Origin of the sequence: Cupriavidus pauculus, from assembly GCF_003854935.1 — a bacterium.
GTDB classification, from domain to species: Bacteria; Pseudomonadota; Gammaproteobacteria; order Burkholderiales; family Burkholderiaceae; genus Cupriavidus; species Cupriavidus pauculus_C.
In genome coordinates this window covers 3,539,646-3,561,497 of sequence record NZ_CP033969.1, presented here as the reverse complement: position 1 = coordinate 3,561,497, position 21,852 = coordinate 3,539,646, and the positions used below count along the sequence as shown (strand labels likewise).

Annotated in this window: 21 protein-coding genes; 11 read left to right on the top strand and 10 right to left on the bottom strand. The window is 68.6% G+C overall.

Annotated features, from left to right (window positions below; all coding sequences use genetic code 11):
• Position 1: 1 nt before the first annotated feature.
• Positions 2–2,356, bottom strand: coding sequence for a xanthine dehydrogenase molybdopterin binding subunit (xdhB, locus tag EHF44_RS17915; protein WP_124684900.1), 2,355 nt, complete (start codon positions 2,354–2,356; stop codon positions 2–4).
• Positions 2,357–2,368: 12 nt separating this feature from the next.
• Positions 2,369–3,865, bottom strand: a complete 1,497-nt coding sequence (gene xdhA / locus EHF44_RS17910) for a xanthine dehydrogenase small subunit (RefSeq protein ID WP_124684899.1) — start codon at positions 3,863–3,865, stop codon at positions 2,369–2,371.
• Between the two features lie 278 nt (positions 3,866–4,143).
• On the opposite strand from xdhA, the gene EHF44_RS17905 reads away from it, so the two are divergent.
• The 7 genes from EHF44_RS17905 to EHF44_RS17875 all read left to right on the top strand — a co-directional run bounded on the left by EHF44_RS17905 (position 4,144) and on the right by EHF44_RS17875 (position 10,839).
• Positions 4,144–5,094 (top strand): LysR substrate-binding domain-containing protein, encoded by a 951-nt coding sequence (locus EHF44_RS17905; RefSeq protein ID WP_124684898.1) that lies wholly within the window; start codon positions 4,144–4,146, stop codon positions 5,092–5,094.
• Between the two features lie 121 nt (positions 5,095–5,215).
• Complete coding sequence (locus tag EHF44_RS17900) at positions 5,216–5,818, top strand: DUF4126 domain-containing protein (RefSeq protein ID WP_124684897.1); 603 nt, start codon at positions 5,216–5,218, stop codon at positions 5,816–5,818.
• Positions 5,819–5,857: 39 nt separating this feature from the next.
• Positions 5,858–8,413, top strand: a complete 2,556-nt coding sequence (locus tag EHF44_RS17895; RefSeq protein ID WP_124684896.1) for an ABC transporter permease — start codon at positions 5,858–5,860, stop codon at positions 8,411–8,413.
• 2 nt (positions 8,414–8,415) lie between these two features.
• The gene (locus EHF44_RS17890) at positions 8,416–8,835 is read left to right on the top strand and encodes a group II truncated hemoglobin (RefSeq protein ID WP_124684895.1); all 420 of its coding nucleotides are present in this window, start codon (positions 8,416–8,418) and stop codon (positions 8,833–8,835) included.
• Positions 8,822–9,433, top strand: a complete 612-nt coding sequence (locus tag EHF44_RS17885; RefSeq protein ID WP_124684894.1) for a DUF924 family protein — start codon at positions 8,822–8,824, stop codon at positions 9,431–9,433. The genes EHF44_RS17890 and EHF44_RS17885 overlap by 14 nt, the downstream gene beginning before the upstream one ends.
• A 114-nt stretch (positions 9,434–9,547) precedes the next feature.
• Complete coding sequence (locus EHF44_RS17880) at positions 9,548–10,258, top strand: TetR/AcrR family transcriptional regulator (RefSeq protein ID WP_124684893.1); 711 nt, start codon at positions 9,548–9,550, stop codon at positions 10,256–10,258.
• Positions 10,255–10,839 carry a TIGR00730 family Rossman fold protein gene (locus EHF44_RS17875; protein ID WP_124684892.1) on the top strand — a complete coding sequence of 195 codons (585 nt, stop codon included), beginning with the start codon at positions 10,255–10,257 and terminating at the stop codon, positions 10,837–10,839. The genes EHF44_RS17880 and EHF44_RS17875 overlap by 4 nt, the downstream gene beginning before the upstream one ends.
• Before the next feature lie 70 nt (positions 10,840–10,909).
• Here EHF44_RS17875 and EHF44_RS17870 read toward each other — a convergent pair whose 3' ends face one another.
• From EHF44_RS17870 to EHF44_RS17835, 8 genes are all read right to left on the bottom strand, one after another.
• A complete protein-coding gene (locus EHF44_RS17870; RefSeq protein ID WP_124684891.1) occupies positions 10,910–11,407 on the bottom strand; it encodes a diacylglycerol kinase in 498 nt (165 codons plus the stop codon).
• Entirely contained in the window at positions 11,334–12,452 is a 1,119-nt protein-coding gene (locus EHF44_RS17865; protein WP_124684890.1) for a glycosyltransferase family 4 protein, read from the bottom strand. Before EHF44_RS17865 ends, EHF44_RS17870 begins: the two co-directional genes overlap by 74 nt.
• 130 nt (positions 12,453–12,582) lie before the next feature.
• The gene (locus tag EHF44_RS17860; RefSeq protein ID WP_124684889.1) at positions 12,583–13,578 is read right to left on the bottom strand and encodes a UDP-2,3-diacylglucosamine diphosphatase; all 996 of its coding nucleotides are present in this window, start codon (positions 13,576–13,578) and stop codon (positions 12,583–12,585) included.
• Positions 13,579–13,681: 103 nt separating this feature from the next.
• Positions 13,682–14,683: an esterase/lipase family protein gene (locus EHF44_RS17855; RefSeq protein WP_124684888.1), complete on the bottom strand. Its 1,002-nt coding sequence runs from the start codon at positions 14,681–14,683 to the stop codon at positions 13,682–13,684.
• Positions 14,680–15,219: an RDD family protein gene (locus EHF44_RS17850; RefSeq protein ID WP_124684887.1), complete on the bottom strand. Its 540-nt coding sequence runs from the start codon at positions 15,217–15,219 to the stop codon at positions 14,680–14,682. Before EHF44_RS17850 ends, EHF44_RS17855 begins: the two co-directional genes overlap by 4 nt.
• Positions 15,220–15,324: 105 nt before the next feature.
• The gene (locus EHF44_RS17845; protein ID WP_124684886.1) at positions 15,325–16,110 is read right to left on the bottom strand and encodes a DUF3106 domain-containing protein; all 786 of its coding nucleotides are present in this window, start codon (positions 16,108–16,110) and stop codon (positions 15,325–15,327) included.
• Between the two features lies 1 nt (position 16,111).
• Positions 16,112–16,564: a DUF3619 family protein gene (locus tag EHF44_RS17840; RefSeq protein ID WP_124684885.1), complete on the bottom strand. Its 453-nt coding sequence runs from the start codon at positions 16,562–16,564 to the stop codon at positions 16,112–16,114.
• Positions 16,561–17,127: an RNA polymerase sigma factor gene (locus tag EHF44_RS17835; protein ID WP_124684884.1), complete on the bottom strand. Its 567-nt coding sequence runs from the start codon at positions 17,125–17,127 to the stop codon at positions 16,561–16,563. The genes EHF44_RS17840 and EHF44_RS17835 overlap by 4 nt, the downstream gene beginning before the upstream one ends.
• A 385-nt stretch (positions 17,128–17,512) precedes the next feature.
• On the opposite strand from EHF44_RS17835, the gene EHF44_RS17830 reads away from it, so the two are divergent.
• The 4 genes from EHF44_RS17830 (at position 17,513) to EHF44_RS17815 (ending at position 21,833) form a co-directional block, all read left to right on the top strand.
• Positions 17,513–19,276, top strand: coding sequence for an acetolactate synthase 3 catalytic subunit (locus EHF44_RS17830; RefSeq protein WP_124684883.1), 1,764 nt, complete (start codon positions 17,513–17,515; stop codon positions 19,274–19,276).
• Entirely contained in the window at positions 19,276–19,767 is a 492-nt protein-coding gene (gene ilvN, locus EHF44_RS17825; RefSeq protein WP_008643328.1) for an acetolactate synthase small subunit, read from the top strand. Before EHF44_RS17830 ends, ilvN begins: the two co-directional genes overlap by 1 nt.
• Before the next feature lie 133 nt (positions 19,768–19,900).
• A complete protein-coding gene (gene ilvC / locus EHF44_RS17820) occupies positions 19,901–20,917 on the top strand; it encodes a ketol-acid reductoisomerase (protein ID WP_124684882.1) in 1,017 nt (338 codons plus the stop codon).
• 262 nt (positions 20,918–21,179) lie between these two features.
• Positions 21,180–21,833 (top strand): phosphatidylserine decarboxylase, encoded by a 654-nt coding sequence (locus EHF44_RS17815; protein WP_124684881.1) that lies wholly within the window; start codon positions 21,180–21,182, stop codon positions 21,831–21,833.
• Positions 21,834–21,852: the final 19 nt, after the last annotated feature.

The window sequence follows — 21,852 nt, the reverse complement described above, 5'->3', positions numbered from 1 at the left end:
GTCAGGCCGGCACGCCGGCGGCGGCCTGCACGGCCTCCACGGCGTCCAGGATGGCTTCGCTGGTGGCCGGGGCCCGCAGCGGCGGGTTGACCCGGTAGTCGCCCACGGCGGCGATGGCGTCGCGGATGGCGAAGAACACCGAGAACGGCAGCAGCAGCGGCGGCTCGCCCACGGCCTTCGAGCGGTGGATGCTGTCCTCGACGTTGGCGTTCTGGAACAGCCGCACGTGAAAGCCCTCTGGCACGTCGTTGATCGTCGGGATCTTGTAGGTCGACGGCGCGTGGGTCATCAGCTTGCCGTTCGGGTTCCACCACAGTTCCTCGGTGGTCAGCCAGCCCATGCCCTGCACGAACGCGCCTTCCACCTGGCCGATGTCGATGGCCGGGTTCAGCGACTTGCCGGCGTCATGCAGCGCGTCGGCGCGCAGCAGCTTCCATTCGCCGGTCAGCGTGTCGACGATCACCTCCGAGCACGCGGCGCCGTAGGCGTAGTAGTAGAACGGCCGGCCGTGCAGCGCCTTCTGGTCCCAGTACAGCTTGGGCGTGGTGTAGAAGCCATCCGACCAGAGCTGCACGCGGGCGATGTAGGCCTCGCGCACCAGTTCGTTGAATGGCAGCCGCAGCTCGCCGGCAATCACCAGGTCGTCGTTGAAGCGGATGTCGGCGGGCGTCACGCCGGCCTTGCGCGCGGCAAAGTCGGCCAGCCGCTCGCGGATCTGGCGCGCGGCGTCCTGGGCGGCCTTGCCGTTCAGGTCAGCGCCGGTGGACGCGGCCGTGGCCGACGTGTTGGCCACCTTGCTGGTATCGGTGGCCGTCACGCGCACGCGCTCCATGCGGATGCCCAGCTCATGCGCCACCACCATCGCCACCTTGGTGTTCAGCCCCTGGCCCATCTCGGTGCCGCCGTGGTTCACCAGTACCGACCCGTCGTTGTAGACGTGCACCAGCGCGCCGGCCTGGTTGTAGTGCGCCACGTTGAACGAGATGCCGAACTTGACCGGCGTGATCGCGATGCCCTTCTTCAGCACCGGGCTCTTTGCGTTGAACGCGCGGGTGGCCGCGCGGCGGGCCTGGTAGGCCGACGAGGCCACCAGTTCGTCGATCAGCTCGTGGATGACGTTGTCCTCCACGGTCTGGCCGTACGGCGTGACGTTGCGCTCGCCCTTGCCGTAGAAGTTGGCGCGGCGCACGTCCAGCGAATCCTTGCCGATGTTGCGCGCCACGTTGTCCAGGATGTACTCCACCGCGAACGCGCCCTGCGGGCCGCCAAAGCCCCGGAACGCCGTGTTGCTCTGCGTGTTGGTCTTGCCGCAGTAGCCGTCGATCTGCACGTGCGGCAGCCAGTAGGCGTTGTCGAAGTGGCAGATGGCGCGGGTCATGACCGGGCCGGACAGGTCGGCGGAGAAACCCGCGCGCGACACCATCTCCACGCGCACGGCCTCCAGCCGGCCCTCGTCGTCGTGGCCCACATCGAAGTCGAACGTGAAGTCGTGGCGCTTGCCGGTGATCATCATGTCGTCGTCGCGGTCCGGACGCAGCTTGACCGGGCACAGCAGCTTCCAGGCGGCCAGCGCCGCGCAGCACGCGAACATGGCCGACTGCGATTCCTTGCCGCCGAAGCCCCCGCCCATGCGGCGGCATTCCACCAGCACCTGGTGGGCGTGCCAGCCCAGCATGTGCGCCACGGCGTGCTGCATCTCGGTCGGGTGCTGGGTCGAGCACCAGACGTGCATGCCGTCGTTCTCGCGCGGGGCGGCGTAGGCGATCTGGCCTTCCAGGTAGAACTGTTCCTGGCCGCCCAGGCGGATGTGGCCGCTGTCGCGATGGGTGGCCGCCGCCAGTTGCCGGGCCGGCTCGCCGCGCGTCAGGTGCATCGGCGGCAGCACGTAGCTGCCGGCGGCATGGGCCGCCTCGGGCGTCAGCACCGGAGGCAGGTCCTCGTAGTCGATGTCGGCCAGGCGGGCGGCGCGGCGTGCGGCGTCGTGCGACGTGGCCACGACCACGAAGATCGGCTGGCCGACGAACTGCACCACGTCCCTGGCCAGGATCGGGTCGTCGTGGATGATCGGGCCGCAGTCGTTGACGCCCGGGATGTCGTCGACGGTCAGCACGGCCACCACGCCGGGCGCCTTGCGCACGCGGTCCAGCCCCACGGACTTCAGCCGCGCATGGGCCTTGGCGCTCATGCCCAGCGCTGCGTGGAGCGTGCCGGCCAGTTCGGGAATGTCGTCGGTATAGGTGGCGGTGCCGGCCACGTGCAGGTGGGCCGATTCGTGCGGGCGCGAGATGCCCACCTGGGGCGTGGACTCCGCGGCCACGCTGGCGTCGAGCAGGAAGGGTTCGGTTTGCTTGTTCATGGCGGGCGTTCCTTACGCGCTGACCGTTTCGCCGGCGCCGAGGGCGCGGACATTGACCATGGCGGCGGGCAGCGCGCCATCGCGGGTTTCCAGCCAGAAGCGGTAGAGCAGGTTGGCGGCGCCGCGCGCGCGATAGGCGGCGGTGGCGCGCATGTCGGTCAGCGGCGTGTAGTCCTGCCCCAGCGCGGCCATCGCGGCCCGCGCGGTGGCCTCGGTCCACGGCTGGCCGACCAGCGCGGCCTCGGCCTGCGCCGCTCGCCGGGGCGTGGCGGCCATGCCGCCGAACGCGATGCGGGCGTGGGTCACCATGCCGTCATCGACGCTGATGCCAAAGGCGGCGCAGACGGCCGAGATGTCCTCGTCGAAACGCTTGGACAGCTTGTAGGTCCGGAAATGGCCCGGCCCCTTCACCGGCACGCGCAGCCCGGCGACGAACTCGCCCTCGGCCATGGCCGTCTTCTGGTAGGCCAGGTACAGGTCCTCCAGCGGCAGCGTGCGGCGCACGTCGCCGTGCTGCAGCACCACCTCGGTACCCAGCGCGATCAGCGCCGGCATCGAATCGCCGATGGGGGACCCGTTGGCCACGTTGCCACCCAGCGTGCCCGCGTTGCGGATCGGCAGCGAGGCAAAGCGCTTCCACAGCTCCTCCAGCTCGGGATGGGCGGCATTGAGCGCGGCGTACGCCTTTTCCAGCGTCACGGCGGCGCCGATCTCGACGTAGCCGTCGCGCTCGGCCACGGTGTTCAGGTCTTCCACCTGGCCGACGTAGAGCAGGTTGCCCAGCTCGCGGAACTGCTTGGTGACCCACAGGCCGACGTCGGTGCTGCCGGCCAGGATGCGGATGCCGGGCTCGGCCGCCTTGATCGCGCCAAATTCGGCCGCCGTGCGCGGCGCGTAGAAATGCTGGCCGCGCGCGCTGTAGTGGAATGTCTCGCCGCGCCTGAGGCTGCGCAGCGTGTCGGCAATCTGCTTCGGGTTCAGCCGGCTGGCGGCCGGGGCGGGCAGGGCCATCATGCGCTGGCCGGCGTCGACGATGGGCCGGTAGCCGGTGCAGCGGCACAGGTTGCCGGTCAGCGCGTCGCAGATCTCCTGGCGGGCCGGCGGCGCGCCGCCCGGGGTGTGCTGCTGGTACAGCGCCCAGAGCGACATCACGAAGCCCGGCGTGCAGAAGCCGCATTGCGAGCCGTGGCATTCGACCATCGCCTCCTGCACCGGGTGCAGCGTGCCGTCCGCCTGGCGCAGGTCTTCCACCGTGACCAGTGCCTTGCCGTCCAGCGTGGGCAGGAACTGGATGCAGGCGTTGACGGCCTTGAACTCGACGTCGCCGTCCGGCTTGAGCTCGCCCAGCACGACCGTGCAGGCGCCGCAGTCGCCTTCGGCGCAGCCTTCCTTGGTGCCGGTGCAGCGCACGTCCTCGCGCAGGTACTGCAGCACGGTGCGGGTCACCGGGGCGTCGGACACTTCCTGCACCTGGCCGCGGTGGTAGAAGCGGATCGTTTGCGTCTCCATGATCTTCTCTCTTTCGGGGATGGCGGAAACATAGCACCGGGTCTTTTCCTGCAATATTTGGCCCAGGTGATATGCCCCATCAAGGCGCGCGCCAATGGCCGGCGCGGCGCCGCCATCCCTGCCCCGGGGCGGCCTGGCGGGGCATCTCCGGGTCTTCCCGTAGTGCATCGGCACGCGGCGCCGTATTTGACCGTATCAGGGGTGGCTGTCTTACACTATGCGCCGTTCCCTTCCCCCACGCCACCCACGCCACCCAGAAGAGCGGGGCGGCACCTGCCATGCACGGACGCGACCATCTCGATACCTATTTGCTGCGGGTACTGCACACCCTGCTCACCGAGCAGAGCGTGACCCGCACCGCCGTCCGGCTTGGCCAGTCGCAGCCGGCCATCAGCAATACGCTCAAGCGGCTGCGCGAGATCACCGGCGACGCCATTCTGGTGCGCGGCAAGAGCGGCATGGTGCCGACCGAGCGCGGCCGGGAACTGCTGCTGCTGGCCGAGCAGAGCCTGGCTGCGATGGACCGCATCGCCCGGCCGCCGCAGCAGTTCGACCCGGCCACCACCACGCGCACGTTCCACCTGGGCGCGCCGGACTACCTGGACGCCTTCTTCCTGCCCAACATCGTCGAGCGCGTGCGCCGGCTGGCGCCGGGCGCCAAGCTGTTCGTGCATCCGATGACCCAGTCGACCGACTTCCTGGACGCGCTGGAGCAGGGCCATCTGGATATCGTGGTCGGCAACTGGCTGTCGCCGCCCGAGCACCTGCACATCTCGCCGCTGTTCGACGACGAGGTGGTCTGCATGCTCGGCGCCCAGCACCCGCTGGCGCGCCACGGCCTGACCCTGCGCCACTACCTGGAAATGCCGCACCTGGCGCCGGCGCCGTATGCGTCGATGCAGCGCAGCATGATCGACCAGGCGCTGGCCGAGCAGGGCTACAAGCGCAATATCCAGGTCACGCTGCCGTACTTCGGGCTGGTGCCGTACGTGCTGATGAAGACCGACATGGTGTTCACCACGGGCCGCCAGTTTGCCGCCCACTACGCGCAGTACCTGCCGATCCGCATGGTGCCGTCGCCGGTCACGTTCCCGCGCATGCGCTTCTACCAGCTCTGGCACGAGCGCTGCCACGCCGCGCCGGACGTGATGTGGCTGCGCCGGATGATTGCCGAGGTGGCGTCGGACCTGCCGCAGCTCCCCCGCCTGGAGTCGGCGCCGGCTACCTGACGCTGCGCCCGGTATGGCGCATGATCCACTTCCATATCGGCGCTGTCCGGCCCGCGCCCGCACCGGCCGCTGGCGTTACACTCACCGGACGTTGAACGCGCCGTAACGCGAGGGAGCTGCCATGCTGGAAACCGCCGCGCTGGCCGCCGGCATGTCCTGGGCCAGCGGCCTGCGCCTCTACCTGGCCGTGCTGACGGCCGGCGTGCTGGCCCGCCTGGGCTGGCTCGACCTGCCGTCCGGGCTGCAGGTGCTGTCGTCCTGGTGGGTGATCGGGGTGGCCGCCGCGCTGACCATGGCTGAATTCGTGGCCGACAAGGTGCCCGGCTTCGACACCGCCTGGGACGGCATCCAGACCTTCATCCGGATTCCCGCCGGCGCCATCCTGGCGGCCGCCGCCTTTGGCCACATGGACCCCCAGTGGACCGTGGCCGCCGGCCTGATCGGCGGCACGCTGGCCGGCACCGCCCACGCGGCCAAGGCCGGCACGCGGGCGCTGATCAACGTGTCGCCCGAACCTTTCTCGAACTGGGTGGCCTCATTCACCGAGGATGTCGGCACGATGGGCGGCCTGCTGCTGGCGTTCTTCCTGCCGGTCGTGTTCCTGGTGCTGCTGGTAGTGTTCCTGATCGTCGCCGCCTGGCTCGTGCCCCGGCTCTGGCGCGGCGCGCGGCGGCTGCACGCCAGCCTGCGCGGCAAGCCCGACCATCCGCCCCATCGTCCCTGATTGCCACCCCCAAACTGCCTGCCAACCCGCCAGCCGGACATGTCGACTGCCTCCCCAACCGAAGCCCACCCCCATCGATTCTCGGCCTGGCGCCAGGCCATGCGCATGGCCCGCCGCGACTGGCTGGCCGGCGAACTGACGCTGCTGTTGTTTGCACTGGTGCTGGCCGTGGCCGCGCTGACCAGCGTGGGCTTTCTGGCCGACCGCATGCGGCTGGGGCTGGAGCGCGACGCGCGGCAGATGATCGCCGCCGATGTGCTGCTGATCTCCGACCAGCCGTTCGATGCCGCCTTTGCCGACCGCGCCCGGCGCGACGGCCTGCAGGTGGCGCAGACGGTGACTTTCCCGAGCATGGCCACGGCGCGCGCCCAGGGCGCCCCGGCGCAGGGCGACGCGCCGAGCCAGCTGGCCGCGCTGAAGGCCGCCTCTGACGGCTACCCGTTGCGCGGCCGGCTCAAGGTGGCGCAGGCGCCCGGCGGGCCCGAAGCCAACGCCGAGGGCATCCCGGCGCCCGGCACGGTCTGGGTGGACGAGGCGCTGCTGATCGCGCTGGGCCTGCGCGTCGGCGACGGCCTGCAACTGGGCAGCAAGACGTTCCGCATCGACCGGATCATCACGCAGGAACTCGATCGCGGCGCCGGCTTCATGAACTTCGCGCCGCGCGTGCTGCTGCCGATGGCCGACCTGGAGGCCACCAGGCTGATCGGCTGGGGCAGCCGCGTGACCTACCGCCTGCTGGTGGCCGGCCCCGACGCGGCCGGCGAGGCGTACCGCAAGTGGGCAACGGCCGAGATCGAGCGGCGCCACCTGCGCAATACGCGCGTGGAATCGCTGGAATCGGGCCAGCCGCAGATGCGCGCCACGCTGGACCGGGCCGAGCGATTCCTGTCGCTGGTGGCGGTGCTGTCGTCGATGATCGCCGCGGTGGCCATTGCCATGTCCGCGCGGCGCTACATGCAGCGCCACACCGACGCCACGGCGGTCTACAAGTGCCTGGGGCTGTCGCGCGGGCAGATCCTGGCCGCGTTCGGCATCGAGTTCGTGATGCTGGGGCTGGCCGGCGCGCTGGTGGGCGTGGCGCTGGGCTACGCGGCCCATTACGGGCTGCTGGCGTCGCTGGGCGGCATCCTGCAGGTGTCGCTGCCGCATCCGTCGGCCGTGCCGGCGCTGGTGGGCGTGGCGGCCGGGCTGGTGCTGCTGGTGGGGTTTGCGCTGCCCCCCCTGCTGGCGCTGACGCGGATCGCGCCGCTGCGCGTGCTGCGGCGGGACATCGGGCTGCCGCCGGTATCGGCCTGGACGGCCTACGCGCTGGGCCTGGGCGCGTTCGTGGCGCTGCTGATGGTGGCCGCGCGCGACCTGAAGCTGGGCCTGACCACGGCGGGCGGCTTCGTGGGCGCCGGCGTAGTGTTCGCGCTGCTGGCGCTGGCGTTGCTGATGGCGCTGTCGCGCACCATGCGCGGCCGCGCGCGGGGCAGCGTGGGCTGGCGCTTTGCGCTGGCGGTGCTGGAACGGCGCCGTGGCGTGACCGTGCTGCAGACCGTGGCGCTGGCCGTGGGGCTGATGGCGCTGCTGCTGCTGGGCATGACGCGCAATGACCTGATCGATTCCTGGCGCAACGCCACGCCGGCCGACGCGCCCAACCGGTTCATCATCAACATCCAGCCCGACCAGCGCGAGCCGCTGCGCCAGATGCTGGCCCGGAGCGGGGTCGACGACCTGCTGTTCCCGATGGTGCGCGGCCGGCTGATCCAGATCGGCGACCGGCCGGTGCAGGCTGCTGACTACCCCGACGGCCGCGCACGCAACCTGGTCGAGCGCGAGTTCAACCTGTCGTACATGGATACGGTGCCGGACGGCAACGAGGTGGTGGCCGGCAAGTGGGACGGCGGCGCGTCGGTGGAGGAGGGCATCGCCAAGACCCTGCATATCCGGCTGGGCGATACGCTGCGCTTCGACGTGGCCGGGCAGATCGTGGAGGCGCCGGTGACGTCGCTGCGCAAGCTCGAATGGGGCTCGATGCGTGTCAACTTCTTCGTCATCCTGCCCGTGGCCAAGATGCAGGGGCTGCCGGAGACGTACATCACGTCGTTCCACCTGCCGCCCGAGCAGGCGGCGCTCGGCAACCGGCTGACGGCCACGTTTCCGAACATCACCGTGGTCAATACCGACCTGATCCTGCGCCAGATCCAGAACGTGCTGGACCAGGTGATCGCGGCCGTGGAGTTCCTGTTCGTCTTCACGCTGCTGGCCGGCGTGACCGTGCTGTACGCGGCGCTGTCCGGCGCGCGCGACGAGCGCAAGCGCGACGCGGGCCTGCTCAAGGCGCTGGGCGCTCCGGCGGCGCTGGTCCGGCAGACGCAGTACGCCGAGTTCCTGGTGGTGGGCGGGCTGGCCGGCTTCCTGGCCAGCCTGGGCGCCATTGCCGTGGGCTGGGGGCTGTCGCAGTTCGTGTTCGACTTTCCGTACCGCTTCAACGGCTGGATCGTGCCGGTGGGCGTGGTTTCTGGCATGCTGTGCGCTTTTGCCGGCGGCTGGCTGGGCCTGCGCGAAGTGCTGCGGCAGCCGGCGCTGGCCACGCTGCGGGATGTGAACTGAAGATGGTGACGAATATCGAAGAGCCCGGCGAGAAGCGCGAGGAGATCACCGCCTACGAGCTGATCGGCGGCGAGGCGCGCGTGCGCGAGCTGGTCGACCGTTTCTACGACCTGATGGACCTGGAGGCCGAGTTTGCCGGGCTGCGCGCGCTGCATCCGGCATCGCTGGACGGCTCGCGCGACAAGCTGTTCTGGTTCCTCTGCGGCTGGCTGGGCGGCCCGAACTACTTTATCGAGCGCTTTGGCCACCCGCGCCTGCGCGCCCGCCACCTGCCGTTCGAGATCGGCACCAGCGAGCGCGACCAGTGGATGCGCTGCATGGCGCTGGCGATGCAGGACGTGGGCCTGCCCGAGGACCTGCAGATGCGCCTGATGCAGGCGCTGTTCCAGACCGCCGACTGGATGCGCAATGTCCAGCGCTGACCCCCGCGACACCGTGCCCCCCGCCGCGCGCGCGGTGCTCGACTTCTGGTTCGGGCTGCCGGGATCGCCTGCGTGGAATACCTCGCGGCGCGAGTGGTTCACCAAGTCCGACGCCTTCGACGCCGACATCCGCGAGCGCTTCCTGCCGGCCTGGCAGGCCGCCCACGACGGCGCGGCGGACGACTGGTCGGTCACCCCGGCCGGCGCCTGCGCGCGCGTGGTGCTGCTGGACCAGTTCCCGCGCAACATGTTCCGCGGCGACGCCCGCAGCTTTGCCACCGACGGCCAGGCGCTGGCGCTGGCCCGGCGCATGCTGGCCGACGGCTGGGACCGCCAGCTCCCCACGCCGTGGCATCGGATGTTCTGCTACCTGCCATTCGAACACGCCGAGTCGCTGGCCGAGCAGGACGTCTCCGTGGGCGCATTCGAGGCGCTGCGCGACGAGACCGGCGGCCAGGTCGACGTGGTCGAGTGGGCGATCAAGCACCGCGATATCGTCGCGCGTTTCGGCCGGTTCCCGCATCGCAACGCCGTGCTGGGCCGCGCCGGCACCGCCGAGGAACTGGCCTTCCTGGAGCAGCCGGGATCGCGGTTCTAGCCGCCGGGCACGGCCGGGCGACCGTCCTGTGCCGTGCACGCCGCCCGGCGGGGTCGGGCTGCCCGGTGTGCTTATAATCCCAATCCTGCCGATCGAAAGTCTTTCCGATATCCCATGGAAGCCAAACCGCAAGCCGGTCCGCGCCGTACCCGAGACCGCATCCTCGATGTGTCGCTGCGCCTGTTCAACGAGCTGGGCGAGCCGAACGTCACCACGACGACCATCGCGGAGGCCATGGAAATCAGCCCTGGCAACCTCTACTACCACTTCCGCAACAAGGACGACATCATCAATTCCATCTTCGTGCGCTTCGAGCAGGAGATGGAGCGCCGCCTGAAGATGCCGGAGGACCACAAGGCCACGCTGGGCGAGAGCTGGGGCTACCTGCAGTACATGTCGGAGTTCCTGTGGAACTATCGCTTCCTGTACCGCGACATCAACGACCTGCTGGCGCGCAACCGGATGCTGGAGACGAACTTCAAGCGCATCGTCGACCAGAAGAAGCGCTTTGCGATGGAGATCTGCCGCCAGTTCCAGGAGGACGGCGACATGGAGGCCACGCCTGAGCAGGTGGACGCGGTCTGCACCAACATCGTGGTGATCGCCACCTACTGGCTGTCGTTCCAGTTCGTGCAGCACCCGCGCCAGTACAACGATCCCGAGCAGATCCGCGGCTACCTGCACGGGTCCAGCTATCACATTTTCTCGATCCTGGCGCCGTACCTGCGCGGCAAGGCGCGCGAGGCGTTCGACCAGCTGGCGCGCGAGTACGCGGCCGAGAAGGCCGCCGCCGACGCCGCCCGCGCCGAAAAGGAGCGCAAGTGAAATCGGTCTGCGTCTATTGCGGGTCCAGCCCCGGCTTCCGGCCCGAGTATGCGGCGATGGCGCAGGCGCTGGGCCAGGCCATGGCCGAACGCGGTCTGGCGCTGGTCTACGGCGGTGGCAAGGTGGGGCTGATGGGTGTCGTGGCGGACAGCGTGATGGCTGCGGGCGGCAAGGCCATCGGCATCATTCCGGACGCGCTGATGCAGAAGGAAGTCGGCCATCGCGGCCTGACCGAGCTCCACGTCGTGCGCAACATGCACGAGCGCAAGCAGATGATGGCGGACCGCGCCGACGCGTTCATCGCCATGCCCGGCGGCGTGGGGACCTTCGAGGAACTGTTCGAGACGTTCACATGGGCCCAGCTTGGCTACCACGACAAGCCCGTGGGGCTGCTGAACGTGGCGGGCTTCTACGACGGCATGCTCGCGTTCCTTAACCACGCCGTGGGCGAGGGCTTTCTGAAGCAGGCGCACGCCGACATGCTCCACGTCTCGACGTCGCCCGCCGACCTGCTCGCCCAACTGGCCGCCGCACCGCGCGTGCGCGTGGACAAGTGGCAGGCCGGACGGGAGAAGACCTGAACGTTTGACTTGGCCGAAGGTTTTCTCCCTTCTCCCGCCGGCGGGAGAGGGGAGCACCCCAGCCGTTCCCTTATCCCCACCACCCCCCGATCCACCGCACCACCGGCGGGCCGCCGATGGCGATCCATGTGCCGCCGCACAGGATCAGCGCCAGCATCACGGCGGCGCTGCCGAAGTCCTTGGCGCGCTTGGACAGGCTGTGGCGTTCCAGTGAGATCCGGTCGATCGCCGCCTCGACGCTCGAATTGAGCAGCTCCACGATCAGCACCAGCAGCAGCGTGCCCAGCAGCAGCACGCGCTCCACGATCGTCACCGGCAGCAGGAACGCGCACGGCGTGAGGATGACCACCAGCGTCAGTTCCTGGCGGAACGCGCTCTCTTCGAGCACCGCGTAGCGCAGCCCCGACAGCGAATTGATGGCCGCATGCCACGCGCGCGTCAGCCCGCGGTTGCCCTTGTGGGGATTGTTGGCGATCGAGTATTCGGATTCCACTTCAGCCGCCACCCGGGTGGCGGTCGGCCGGTGCAGCGACGGATCGGGCGGTAGCGTGGGTTGGGGCTTGGCCATGATCGGGTGCGACGGTAGATGCCGGGTTGTCGGATCCGCCCGCCGCGCCAGGCAGCGGACGCAGATGCGCAAGGAACTGTTCGGAAGCGGCGCGCCATGAGAACTTCTCGGCGTGCTGGCGCGCGGTGGCGCGGTCGATGCGCAGCGCTTCCAGGCAGGCTTCGCGCAGGTCTTCGTGCATCACGCCGGCCGGGCTGTCGCCCAGTACGTCGATCGGACCCGTCACCGGATACGCCGCCACGGGCAGGCCGCTGGCCAGCGCTTCCAGCAGGACCAGGCCGAACGTGTCGGTCTTGCTCGGAAACACGAAAACGTCTGCCGAAGCATACACCTTTGCCAGATCTGGCTGTTTCAGCACGCCCAGGTAGTTGGCCGTCGGATAGCGCTGCTTGAGCCCGGCCAGCGCCGGGCCGTCGCCCACGATCCATTTGGAGCCGGGCAGGTCAAGCTGCAGGAACGCCTCGACGTTCTTTTCCACGGCCACGCGGCCCACGTACAGGAAGATCGGATGCGCGGTGTTTAAAACGTTGGCCCGCTGCGCGGTAAAGACGTCCAGGTCCACGCCGCGCGTCCAGAGCACGCCGTGCGTGATGCCGTAGTCCTGCAGGTCCTTGAGCACGACCGGCGTCGGGGCCATCACCGCGCGCGCCGGGCCGTGGAACCAGCGCAGGAAGCGGTAGGTCCAGGCCAGCGGAATGCCGAAGCGGGCCTGGACGTATTCCGGAAACCGCGTGTGGTAGGCCGTGGTGAACGGCAGGCGATGGCGGATGGCATAGGCGCGCGCGGCCAGGCCCAGCGGGCCTTCGGTGGCGATGTGCAGGGCCTCCGGGCGGAAACCGTCGATGCGCCGGCGTACCTTGGCCGACGGCAGGATCGACAGGCGGATCTCGGGATAGGTCGGGCACGGCACCGTGCGGAATTCCAGCGGCGTGAGCAGATCCACCGTGTGACCCATGGCTTCGAGCTCGCGGCGGGTCGACTTCAGCGTGCGTACCACGCCGTTGACCTGCGGTTCCCATGCGTCGGTAACGATCATGACTCTCATTGAAGCTCCTTGGGGCGGCAGTGCCGTAGTGGTATGGCGGTCCGGGCCGGCAGCCGGCGCGGAGAAGGGGCGGGCCCAACGCGGGGCCGGGCCGCGGACGGCCGCGCCCCGGGGGGCCGGCTCGGTCGGGTCAGGCGGCGATTTCGGCCGTGCGGCGGCGCCGGCGGGTGGTCGGGACGGGCGGGTCGATCAGCGTCGTCCAGTAGACAATCTTCAGCTCGCCCTCCATCGTCTCCACCAGCGCCGACAGGCTTTCGACCCAGTCGCCGTCGTTGCAGTAGAGCTGGCCGTCCACCTCGCGGATCTCGGCCTTGTGGATGTGGCCGCAGACCACGCCGTCGCAGCCACGGCGGCGCGCCTCGTCGACCATGGCGTGCTCGAACGAGTTGATGTAGCTGACCGCGTTCTTGACCTGGTGCTTCAGGTACTGCGACAGCGACCAGTAGTCGAAGCCCAGCCGGGCGCGGATGCGGTTGAAATGCCGGTTCAGCGCCAGGATCATCGTGTAGGCCGAATCGCCCAGGTAGGCCAGCCATTTCGCATGCTGGACCACGCCGTCGAACAGGTCGCCATGCACCACCCAGAGCCGCTTGCCGGTGGCGGTCACGTGCACGGCGTCCTCGCGCACGGTCACGTCGCCGAAGGCCAGGCCGTCGAACTGGCGCGCGCCTTCGTCGTGGTTGCCGGGGATGTAGATCACCTCGGTGCCCTTGCGCGCCTTGCGCAGCAGCTTCTGCACCACGTCGTTGTGGCTCTGCGGCCAGTACCAGCCGCGGCGGAGCTGCCAGCCGTCGATGATGTCGCCGACCAGGTAGAGCACGTCGGAATCGTTGTGCTTCAGGAAGTCGAGCAGGTAGGTGGCCTGGCAGCCCGGCGTGCCCAGGTGGATGTCGGACAGCCAGATCGCCCGGTAGCGGTGCGCCGACGGTTCGGCGGGGACGGCGGGACGGGTGCCGGCATCGGCGGCGTCGCGCAGGGGCGCGTGGCGGGCGGCGGACAGATCGGCGGGCGGGGGCATGAAGGCCGCAAACGCGGCGGTCATGGAAAGCGTGGTGTCAGGCTTGCCGCGCAGGCGCTGCGCGACCCTCGACAGACGTCCGCGTGCAAATCGGATGGCTTGAACCATGGCGGCCCCGGTATCGGCGATGGCTGCATTGGGCCAGCGCCGCATGACGGAGCCGTGACGGAAACATGAATGTCACATGAAGCTTGCGCGCCACTGCGGCGGGTCAGCGCAGCGGGGCGGGCGTGGCCGCTGCCGGCGTCCGGCGCAGCATCGCCAGCGCCTGAAGCGTGGCCGCCACGGCGCGCGGGTCGCGCAGCAGCGAGACATGGCCGATGCCATCCAGCGCGATGTGGCGCGCGCCGACCAGGCACGCCGTGCCGGGCGGCCCGGCAATCGAGTCATGCCAGCTGAAGACCGAGACAATGCGCGCGCGCATCTGCGGCGTTTCGAGCCCGGCCAGCGCCGCCAGCCACGGACTGCGCCACCGCATCTGCCGGGCATTGCGCCCGCCGCCAAAGCGCGCCAGCGCGCAGCCATGGTGCGGGCTGCCAAGCGTGACGATGCCCGCGCACGGCGGCGGCTCCGCCGCGCGGGCGGCCAGCACCTGCGCGGCGCGCGCGGCGAGCCCGCCCATGCTGTGGCAGACCAGCAGCGGCGCGCGGCCGGTGCGCGCCTGGATATCGCGCATCCGGGCCAGCAACTGCGGCGCGTAGTCGTCGATGTCGCCCAGCACCGGCATCAGGTCGATCGCTTCGCACCGATAGCCGGCGTCCGCCAGCGCTGGCGCCATGTCCAGCCAGATCGCGTGGTTGCAGCCGTAGCCATGGACCAGCAGGACAGGCGGGGCATCGGCCAGCGGCTGCGCCGGCGCGGCGAACCGCAGCCGCGAGCGGAACGGCTGCAGCCAGTTGAACATCCGGAACACGGCGCGGTATTCGGCAAGAAAGCCACGCAGGGCGGCGCTGAGACCGAGTGGGCGGGGCGAGGGGACATCGGCAGGTACAGACGGGCGGTCGTGGCGCCGCACGCCGACCCCGGCCAGCGTGGCGCCAAAGGCCATCGCGATGCTGATGCCGAAGCCGACCAGCACGGCAGCCAGTCCACCGGCCAGCGCGGCGCCCCATGACCAGCCGTGCGCCAGCGCCAGCCATGCCGCCACCGCTGCGGCAGAACACGCCTGCACGACCACGGCCACGCGCCGCAGGGCGGCCGCCGACAGGCTCATGGGCGCGGCGGGCGCAGGTCAGTCAGCCGGGTGCCGGCCAGGCGGTCATGCAAGAACTGGCGGCGCGGATCCAGCCACGCCAGCGACATCCAGAGCAGCAGCGCGATCGCCAGCACGCCCAGGAACGGCCACCGCGTCAGCCCCATTGCATGACCCACGGCGGCGGCAGGCGGCAGCCAGAGCCACGCCAGCACGTAGCGCAGCACCGCCTGCGGCCAGCGTGGCGGTTGCCCGGCCGCGTTGACCAGCCGGATGCGCCAGGTCTGCATCGCCAGCGTCTGCCCGGTGCGCTGCCAGAACCACGTGAAATAGATGCCCAGCACGACAAACATCCACGCCTGGTCGGCATAGGGATGATCGAGCCCGACCTTGCGCAGCAGCGGCCGCGCCAGCACGTGCACCGCACTGGCCGCCATCAGCACGCCAAACAGCAACACCCCTTCGTACAACATGCAGAGCAGGCGGCGCCGCAGCGTGGGCGCGGCAGCAGGAACGGCAGCAGACAGATCGGAAGCGGCGGGCGTGGCGGCAGACATGGCGCGGGGCAGGTCGGGGGAGCGGCCATTATGCCAAATGCCCGGCACATGGTCGCCGGGTTTGCCGCACCGGGCACGCCGGCCATCGGGCCGGGGTGCGCCCTGTTACCGCTGCGTCTCCGACGGATTGAAATCCGTGGCCGCTTCGCCCGTGACGGGCGGGGACAGTGTGGCGGGGGCCGGTGTGGCGGCGGCTGCGGGCGGGGCTGCCGGGGCGGAGGCGATCGGCGCCGGGGTGGCGGCGGAGGCGCCGGCGATGGCCTGGGTGGCGGGCGAGGACGCCGGCGTGGCATCCGGGGCGCTGGCCGGGTGCTTGCCCGGGTGATGGATCTGGCGGCTGGTATCGGCCGGCGGACGCTTGCCCGACGGCAGGGCGCTCACGGCGCCGGGGCGGCGGACTTTCTCGGCGGCGGCCAGCTTTTTCTTCTGCTCTTCAGGCAGTTGCTGGTAGCGGTCCCACGCCTCGGCCTTCTTCTCGGGCGGCAGCTGGCGCGTGATCTGGTAGTTCTCGCGCGCCAGGCGGCGCTGCTGGGGCGTCATCTTGACCCACTCGGCCATGCGCTCCTGCAGCCGCTGCTGTTCCTCGGGCTTGAGCTTCGGATACAGATCGGCGATGCGCTGCCACTTGCGGCGGTTCAGTTCCGGGATCGTGTCCCACAGCGGCTGCAGCGGCGCCAGGATCTGGCGATGCGTGGCCGACAGCTCGTTCCACATCGGCCGGGCGTTGATGATCGGCCGGGCAGCTGCCTGGCTGGCGGCATCGTGCTGGCCTTGCGCGAGCGCCTCATGGGCCACGGTGCCGAAGAAAAGTGCAGCAAAGGTTGCGCCGGCGGCGCAGAAAGCGGTCAGCCGGCGACGGATCACGTCGGTACGGGAAGATGCGCGCGCCATGCTAGGGATTGTCGCGGTCGCGCTTCAGGAACACGTGGAAGCCCTGGTCGGCGTAGGCCGTGGGCGGCAGGTCGTCCAGCAGCATCGCGGCGTCCACGTCGGCCAGTTCCTCGACGCGCTTCTGCTGCTGCCAGTGGTAGATGCCGACCAGTCCCGTGACCAGCGCGACGAGCGTCCAGACCAGCGCCAGCTTGCGCAGCCACGCACCGGCGCGGTGCAGCGGCGTGTCGTCCACGTCGTCGAGGTCGTGGCCGTACCCGCCCGGTGCGCCGGGCATCGCCAGGCGCGGGACGTGAGCGGTTGCTTCGGCTTTCTTCGCGGCCAGCGCCATGCGGCGCGCGGCGGCCAGCCGTTCGGCGATGTCGCGCGGCAACGCGTCGGCCGAGGCATCGAGTGCCACGCGGACCTCGCGTGCAAAGCGCCGTTCCTGGATTTCTCGTTCGTTTCTGCTCATAGTCGGACCCCCCGCGCGCGCAAGGCTTGCGCCAGCGTATGCGTGGCACGGGAACAGTGCGTCTTGACGCTGCCTTCCGAACAGCCCATCACGGCTGCCGTTTCGGCCACGTCCATATCTTCCCAGTAACGCATCAGGAAAGCCTGGCGTTGACGCGTGGGCAGGCGCTGGATTTCCTGTTCGATGATCGCCATGACCTGGGCGCGCTCCACCTTGTCGGCGCTGCTTTCGGCCATTTCGGTGCCCGATTCGGCCTCCAGCGTGTCCAGCAGGTCGCTGTCGTCGCCGTCGCGCTCGTCGCGCAGGTTCGAGAACAGCGTCACCCAGGTGTTGCGCACCTTCTGGCGGCGGAACCAGTCGTGGATCGTATTCTGCAGGATGCGCTGGAACAGCGGCGGCAATTCCGTCGGGCCCTTGTCGCCGTACTTTTCCGCCAGCTTGATCATGGCGTCCTGCACGATGTCCAGCGCCGCTTCGTCGTCACGGACGGCGAAAACGGCCTGCTTGAAGGCGCGGCGTTCGACGCTGGCGAGAAAGTCTGAGAGTTCCTTGTCGGTGGCCATGCAGGCAAAAACAGCGTATGGGCGTGGTGGGGCAGGCCAAATGTGCCGCCTCAGTCCTGCGGCAGCCGGGAAATGTCTGCGATGCTAGCAAAAAACGGCCGCTTCCTGCCACTCCTGTATGCAAATGCAGACATGGGCCCGGGCCGCCGCCCCGGCGTTGTAGCGCCGCTGCCCCCACAGGGTGCGGCCGTGCAAAAAGTTCCGGCGATTCATTTACCGCACTGGTGCATTGCAGTATCATCGGCGGTTCACGACATCAGTGGTTGTCTCATCAGACCGCTTATGAGGCGGTCTCCTCATGCAGACGCGCACCGCTTGAACCCGAGCCACAAGCCCGGCAGAGAGCATCCAAACAATTTTTTGCCGAAAATTGCAAAGGACTGAAATGAACATGCCCAGCGCGGAATTCTCCCACGCAGACAGCAATTCATCCTCCGCTCGCGAAATGATCGGAGCGGAAATCCTCGTCAATGCACTTGCCGAAGAAGGCGTCGAGTACGTCTGGGGCTACCCCGGCGGCGCAGTGCTCTATATCTACGACGAGCTCCACAAGCAAAAGAAATTCGAACACATCCTGGTGCGCCACGAGCAGGCCGCCGTGCATGCCGCCGATGGCTATGCCCGCGCGACCGGCAAGGTCGGCGTCGCCCTGGTGACCTCGGGCCCCGGCGTGACCAATGCCGTGACCGGCATCGCCACGGCCTACCTGGACTCGATCCCGATGGTGGTGATCACCGGCAACGTGCCGACCCACGCCATTGGCCAGGACGCGTTCCAGGAGTGCGATACCGTCGGCATCACGCGCCCCATCGTCAAGCACAACTTCCTGGTCAAGGACGTGCGCGACCTGGCCGCGACGATCAAGAAGGCGTTCTTCATCGCCGCCACGGGCCGTCCCGGCCCTGTGGTGGTGGACATCCCGAAGGACGTGTCGCGCAATGCCTGCCGCTTCGAGTACCCGAAGGCGGTGGACATGCGGTCGTACAACCCGGTCAACAAGGGCCACTCGGGCCAGATCCGCAAGGCCGTGGCGCTGCTGCAGGGCGCCGAGCGCCCGTACATCTACTCGGGCGGCGGCGTGGTGCTGGCCAATGCCAGCGACGAGCTGCGCGAGCTGGCGGCACTGACCGGCCACCCGGTGACCAACACGCTGATGGGCCTGGGCGCGTTCCCGGGCACGCACAAGCAGTTCGTCGGCATGCTCGGCATGCACGGCACGTATGAAGCCAACATGGCCATGCAGAACTGCGACGTGCTGATCGCCATCGGCGCCCGCTTCGACGACCGCGTGATCGGCAACCCGGCGCACTTCACGGCCCAGGCGCGCAAGATCATCCACATCGACATCGACCCGTCGTCGATCTCGAAGCGCGTCAAGGTGGACATTCCCATCGTCGGCAATGTCAAGGATGTGCTGCAGGAACTGATCGCCCAGATCAAGGCCAGCGACGTCAAGCCCAAGCGCGAGGCGCTGGCGAAGTGGTGGGACCAGATCGAGCAATGGCGCTCGGTGGACTGCCTGAAGTACGACCGCAACTCCGAGATCATCAAGCCGCAATACGTGGTGGAAAAGATCTGGGAACTGACCAAGGGCGACGCGTTCGTCTGCTCCGACGTCGGCCAGCACCAGATGTGGGCCGCGCAGTTCTACAAGTTCGACGAGCCGCGCCGCTGGATCAACTCCGGCGGCCTGGGCACGATGGGCGTGGGCCTGCCGTACGCGATGGGCATCAAGAAGGCGTTCCCGGACAAGGAAGTCGTCACGATCACGGGCGAAGGCTCGATCCAGATGTGCATCCAGGAACTGTCGACCTGCCTGCAGTACGACACCCCGGTCAAGATCTGCTCGCTGAACAACGGCTACCTGGGCATGGTGCGCCAGTGGCAGGAGATCGAGTACGACAACCGCTACTCGCACTCCTACATGACCGCGCTGCCCGACTTCGTGAAGCTGGCGGAGTCGTATGGCCACGTGGGCATGCGCGTCGAGAAGACGTCCGACGTCGAGCCGGCGCTGCGCGAGGCGTTCCGCCTGAAGGACCGTACCGTGTTCCTGGACTTCCAGACCGACCCCACGGAAAACGTGTGGCCGATGGTGCAGGCCGGCAAGGGTATCTCCGAAATGCTGCTCGGCGTGGAGGACCTGTAATGCGTCACATCATCTCGGTCCTGCTGGAAAACGAACCCGGCGCGCTGTCGCGCGTGGTGGGCCTGTTCTCGGCCCGTGGCTACAACATCGAGACGCTCACGGTGGCCCCCACCGAGGATGCGTCGCTGTCGCGGATGACCATCGTCACCACCGGCTCGGACGACGTGATCGAACAGATCACGAAGCACCTGAACCGGCTGGTGGAGGTGGTCAAGGTGGTGGACCTGACCGAAGGCGCGCACATCGAGCGCGAGCTGATGCTGGTCAAGGTCCGCGCGGTCGGCAAGGAGCGCGAGGAAATGAAGCGCACGGCCGACATCTTCCGTGGCCGCATCATCGACGTGACCGAAAAGACGTACACCATCGAGCTGACCGGCAACGGCGGCAAGCTGGATGCGTTCCTCGATGCCATCGACCGCACCGCGATCCTGGAAACCGTCCGCACGGGCGGCTCCGGCATCGGCCGCGGCGAGCGCATCCTGAAGGTCTGACCGGCGCCCCCGGCAACAGAGCACGGCCACAAGCCGACAGCAGTATCCCGAAGCAGCGCGGCGCCCGCACGCACCCGTGGGTCGCTGCGCCGCCACCCCAAATACGAAGATCTGAGAAATTGAAGGAACCATCATGAAAGTGTTTTACGACAAGGACGCCGACCTCTCCCTCATCAAGGGCAAGAATGTCACCATCATCGGTTACGGCTCGCAAGGCCACGCCCACGCGCTGAACCTGAAGGATTCGGGCGTGAACGTGACGGTGGGCCTGCGCAAGAGCGGCGCGTCGTGGAACAAGGCCGTCAACGCCGGCCTGCAGGTCAAGGAAGTGGCGGAGTCCGTGAAGGGCGCCGACGTGGTCATGATCCTGCTGCCGGACGAGCAGATCGCCGACGTGTACAAGAACGAAGTGCACGCCAACATCAAGGAAGGCGCCGCGCTGGCCTTTGCCCACGGCTTCAACGTGCACTACGGCGCCGTGATCCCGCGTGCCGACCTGGACGTGATCATGATCGCCCCGAAGGCCCCGGGCCACACCGTGCGCTCGACGTACTCGCAGGGTGGCGGCGTGCCGCACCTGATCGCCGTGCACCAGAACAAGTCCGGCGCCGCCCGTGACATCGCCCTGTCGTACGCCACCGCCAACGGCGGCGGCCGCGCCGGCATCATCGAGACCAACTTCCGCGAGGAAACCGAGACCGACCTGTTCGGCGAGCAGGCCGTGCTGTGCGGCGGTACCGTCGAGCTGATCAAGGCAGGCTTCGAGACGCTGGTGGAAGCCGGCTACGCGCCGGAAATGGCCTACTTCGAGTGCCTGCACGAACTGAAGCTGATCGTCGACCTGATCTACGAAGGCGGCATCGCCAACATGAACTACTCGATCTCGAACAACGCCGAGTATGGCGAATACGTCACCGGCCCGCGCGTCGTGACGGAAGAGACGAAGAAGGCCATGAAGCAGTGCCTGACCGACATCCAGACCGGCGAGTACGCCAAGAGCTTCCTGCTGGAAAACAAGGCCGGCGCCCCGACGCTGATCTCGCGCCGCCGCCTGACGGCCGAGCACCAGATCGAGGAAGTGGGTGCGAAGCTGCGCGCGATGATGCCGTGGATCGCCAAGAACAAGCTGGTCGACCAGTCGAAGAACTAAGCAGTACGGGCAGCGGCGGCGCGCCTGGCCAACCGGCCGGGCCTGCCGCGATTGCCACGGCCGCCCAGTCGGCCGCCGGTCTTATGCAATGCACGGGACATTTCGGCGGCGACTGGGCGGCTTTTTGTTATCCTTGTCGGACTTTTTCAGGCGCAGGCCTGATTTTTTCTTATATTTCGCTCCGACGGCCCCGCATGGCCTGCATGTGCAGCATCGTGCGCCGGGTTTGTCGACCTTACGCGACCAACAGAACAACGCTTGCATGAACTATCCTCATCCGCTGATCGCCCGTGAAGGCTGGCCGTTCCTGGCCGGCGCTTTCATCATCTCGCTGCTGGTGCATGTCAGCGCGGGTTTCTGGTGGGCGTTGCCGCTGTGGATCATCACGATTTTCGTGCTGCAGTTCTTCCGCGACCCGCCGCGCCCGATCCCGTCGGCGCCCAACGCCATCCTGGCGCCCGCCGACGGCCGCATCGTCGTGGTCGAGAAGACGCAGGACCCTTATGCCGGCCGCGAGGCGCTCAAGATCAGCGTGTTCATGAACGTGTTCAACGTGCACTCGAACCGCTCGTCGCTGGACGGCAAGGTAGAGAAGCTCGAATACTTCCCGGGCAAGTTCGTCAACGCGGACCTGGACAAGGCGTCGCTGGAGAACGAACGCAACGCGGTGGTGGTCCGCCGCGCGGCCGATGGCCAGCTGGTGACGCTGGTGCAGGTGGCCGGCCTGGTGGCGCGCCGCATTCTCTGCTACACCAAGGTGGGCGACACGCTGTCGCGCGGCCAGCGCTACGGTTTCATCCGCTTCGGCTCGCGCGTGGACGTGTACCTGCCCGTGGATGCCCGTCCGCGCGTGACGATCGGCGAGAAGGTGTCGGCCTCGTCGACCGTGCTCGCCGAGCTGGACGTGCAGCCCTGACGCCGGACCGGTCAGCGAC

Coding starts and splice junctions, on each gene's coding strand:
- xdhB (WP_124684900.1), bottom strand. CDS start 2,356: ATGAACAAGCAAACCGAACCCTTCCTGCTCGACGCCAGCGTGGCCGCG.
- xdhA (WP_124684899.1), bottom strand. CDS start 3,865: ATGGAGACGCAAACGATCCGCTTCTACCACCGCGGCCAGGTGCAGGAA.
- EHF44_RS17905 (WP_124684898.1), top strand. CDS start 4,144: ATGCACGGACGCGACCATCTCGATACCTATTTGCTGCGGGTACTGCAC.
- EHF44_RS17900 (WP_124684897.1), top strand. CDS start 5,216: ATGCTGGAAACCGCCGCGCTGGCCGCCGGCATGTCCTGGGCCAGCGGC.
- EHF44_RS17895 (WP_124684896.1), top strand. CDS start 5,858: ATGTCGACTGCCTCCCCAACCGAAGCCCACCCCCATCGATTCTCGGCC.
- EHF44_RS17890 (WP_124684895.1), top strand. CDS start 8,416: ATGGTGACGAATATCGAAGAGCCCGGCGAGAAGCGCGAGGAGATCACC.
- EHF44_RS17885 (WP_124684894.1), top strand. CDS start 8,822: ATGTCCAGCGCTGACCCCCGCGACACCGTGCCCCCCGCCGCGCGCGCG.
- EHF44_RS17880 (WP_124684893.1), top strand. CDS start 9,548: ATGGAAGCCAAACCGCAAGCCGGTCCGCGCCGTACCCGAGACCGCATC.
- EHF44_RS17870 (WP_124684891.1), bottom strand. CDS start 11,407: ATGGCCAAGCCCCAACCCACGCTACCGCCCGATCCGTCGCTGCACCGG.
- EHF44_RS17865 (WP_124684890.1), bottom strand. CDS start 12,452: ATGAGAGTCATGATCGTTACCGACGCATGGGAACCGCAGGTCAACGGC.
- EHF44_RS17860 (WP_124684889.1), bottom strand. CDS start 13,578: ATGGTTCAAGCCATCCGATTTGCACGCGGACGTCTGTCGAGGGTCGCG.
- EHF44_RS17855 (WP_124684888.1), bottom strand. CDS start 14,683: ATGAGCCTGTCGGCGGCCGCCCTGCGGCGCGTGGCCGTGGTCGTGCAG.
- EHF44_RS17850 (WP_124684887.1), bottom strand. CDS start 15,219: ATGTCTGCCGCCACGCCCGCCGCTTCCGATCTGTCTGCTGCCGTTCCT.
- EHF44_RS17845 (WP_124684886.1), bottom strand. CDS start 16,110: ATGGCGCGCGCATCTTCCCGTACCGACGTGATCCGTCGCCGGCTGACC.
- EHF44_RS17840 (WP_124684885.1), bottom strand. CDS start 16,564: ATGAGCAGAAACGAACGAGAAATCCAGGAACGGCGCTTTGCACGCGAG.
- EHF44_RS17835 (WP_124684884.1), bottom strand. CDS start 17,127: ATGGCCACCGACAAGGAACTCTCAGACTTTCTCGCCAGCGTCGAACGC.
- EHF44_RS17830 (WP_124684883.1), top strand. CDS start 17,513: ATGAACATGCCCAGCGCGGAATTCTCCCACGCAGACAGCAATTCATCC.
- ilvN (WP_008643328.1), top strand. CDS start 19,276: ATGCGTCACATCATCTCGGTCCTGCTGGAAAACGAACCCGGCGCGCTG.
- ilvC (WP_124684882.1), top strand. CDS start 19,901: ATGAAAGTGTTTTACGACAAGGACGCCGACCTCTCCCTCATCAAGGGC.
- EHF44_RS17815 (WP_124684881.1), top strand. CDS start 21,180: ATGAACTATCCTCATCCGCTGATCGCCCGTGAAGGCTGGCCGTTCCTG.